Consider the following 2,260-nt stretch of genomic DNA (forward strand, 5'->3'; position numbering starts at 1 on the left):
CCAAGCCAAAGTGATTGTGGTAGACCCAACATACACATCCCAAACATGTCCAAAATGCGGACATACAGCAAAGGCGAATCGAAATAAGAAAACGCACACGTTCTGTTGCCAAACATGCCAATATACATCAAACGACGACCGAGTTGGCGCGATGAATCTTCAACGAAAAGGAATCGAGTACATCGTTGAAGAAACAACAAAAGCATGACTTTTGTTGTTGGGTAGTTGTCAACCTGCCCTGATGCAACCCCAAGTGAAGGAAGGAGGATAACATCCGCTTGCACTTCTGGGGAGTTGCAAGCCCACGACTTTAGTCGTTGGGTAGTTGACGTCATCGTGCTAAAATAAGGGGGGATTATTTTTATACTGGGGGACTGAACAATGACAACGACGGCGAAGATCAAAACGGACATTGAAATTGCCCAAGAAACAAAATTAAAGCGCATTCAAGACATTGCAAGTGAACTTGATTTGTTAGAAGAAGAGCTTGAACCGTATGGGCATTATAAAGCGAAAATTTCCCTTCATGCACTGAAGCGGTTAGCGACGAAACAAGACGGCCATGTCATCTTAGTGACTTCCATTAATCCAACGCCAGCGGGGGAAGGGAAATCAACAGTTACAGTTGGGCTTGGTCAAGCGTTACATAAACTTGGTAAAAAAGTGATGATCGCGATGCGGGAACCTTCCCTTGGCCCGACGATGGGCATAAAAGGTGGGGCGACAGGCGGAGGGTATTCACAAGTGTTGCCGATGGAAGACATTAATTTGCACTTTACTGGCGATTTGCATGCGATTACGACCGCGAATAACGCCTTAGCTGCCCTTATTGACAACCATATTCATCAAGGAAATGAATTACGAATTGATACGCGTCGTATCGTTTGGAAGCGAGCAGTTGATTTAAATGACCGTGCGCTACGTAAAGTCGTGGTCGGATTAGGTGGACCGACGCAAGGCGTGCCACGCGAGGACGGATTTGACATTACCGTTGCTTCTGAAATCATGGCGGTGTTCTGCTTAGCAACCGATTTGCAAGACTTAAAACAGCGTTTAGCAAAAATGGTTGTGGCATATAACGTGGATCGTCAACCAGTTACAGTAGCTGACCTTGGCGTCGAAGGAGCCCTCACACTTTTATTAAAAGATGCGCTAAAACCGAATTTAGTCCAAACGGTAGAACATGTACCTGCGCTTGTGCACGGTGGCCCGTTTGCCAATATCGCTCACGGATGCAATAGCGTCATTGCGACAAAAATGGCGCAAAAGCTTGGTGACTATGTCGTGACAGAGGCGGGATTTGGTGCAGATTTAGGGGCGGAGAAATTTTTACATATTAAAGCGCGCACGGCAGGAATTGAACCATCAGCAGTTGTCATTGTGGCAACGGTTCGGGCGTTAAAAATGCACGGCGGGGTAGGGAAACAACAACTAGCGAGCGAAAATGTCGGAGCATTAAAAAAAGGACTAGCCAATTTAGAGAAACATATTGAAACGATTCAAGCGTTTGGTTTGCCGTTTGTCGTTGCTATTAACCGTTTTATTACGGATACAGATAAAGAAATTCAAGCATTAACGGCATTTTGTGAAGAAAAAGAATATCCTGTATCGTTAACGGAAGTATGGGAAAAAGGTGGAGATGGCGGAATTGATTTAGCTCATAAAGTATTAGAAGTAATCGAAAATACAAGAAGCACGTACACCCCGTTATACGAATTAGATGAACCGATTACGGATAAAATCCAAAAAATTGCCCGCATTGTTTATGGCGCAAACGACGTTTCTTTTTCCGATAAGGCGAAAAAGCAAATCGAACAATTTACATCGTTCGGGTGGGACAAGCTCCCCATTTGCATGGCGAAAACGCAATATTCGCTTTCCGATGATCCATCAAAACTCGGGCGACCAATCGATTTCACGATTACAGTGCGCGAATTAAAACCATCGATTGGCGCAGGTTTCCTCGTTGCCTTAACAGGAGATGTAATGACGATGCCAGGGCTACCAAAACAACCAGCAGCGCTTCAAATGGATGTCGATGAATATGGAAACGCGCGTGGGCTTTTCTAAGTGAGCAATAAGGTGTAAAAGCGTCTCATCTATGTGATGAGGCGCTTTCAGCTTGTCGACAAAGTCGACAAGCTGTTTTAATATATAGGTATAAGGGTATAGGAGGGGGAAATCGGATGCTTCAACGTCATCAAGAAGATCGTAGACATGTGGAAACAACGGTAAAGATTGATGACCTTGTTCCTGAGGA

At 44.8% G+C, this 2,260-nt stretch carries 2 protein-coding genes; both read left to right on the forward strand.

Going from position 1 to position 2,260, the window contains the following annotated elements; genetic code table 11:
- Window positions 1–208, forward strand: a 208-nt coding sequence (locus LD028_RS02065) for a transposase (RefSeq protein WP_237810769.1), incomplete at its 5' end; no start/stop codon positions are given.
- A 173-nt stretch (window positions 209–381) separates the two neighbouring features.
- Window positions 382–2,070, forward strand: coding sequence for a formate--tetrahydrofolate ligase (locus LD028_RS02070; RefSeq protein WP_237810770.1), 1,689 nt, complete (start codon window positions 382–384; stop codon window positions 2,068–2,070).
- The last annotated feature ends 190 nt before the right edge of the window (window positions 2,071–2,260 follow it).

It is taken from the genome of Anoxybacillus sp. LAT27, from assembly GCF_022030075.1.
In the GTDB taxonomy this organism is placed as follows: domain Bacteria; phylum Bacillota; class Bacilli; order Bacillales; family Anoxybacillaceae; genus Anoxybacillus; species Anoxybacillus kestanbolensis.

Coding starts and splice junctions, on each gene's coding strand:
- LD028_RS02070 (WP_237810770.1), top strand. CDS start 382: ATGACAACGACGGCGAAGATCAAAACGGACATTGAAATTGCCCAAGAA.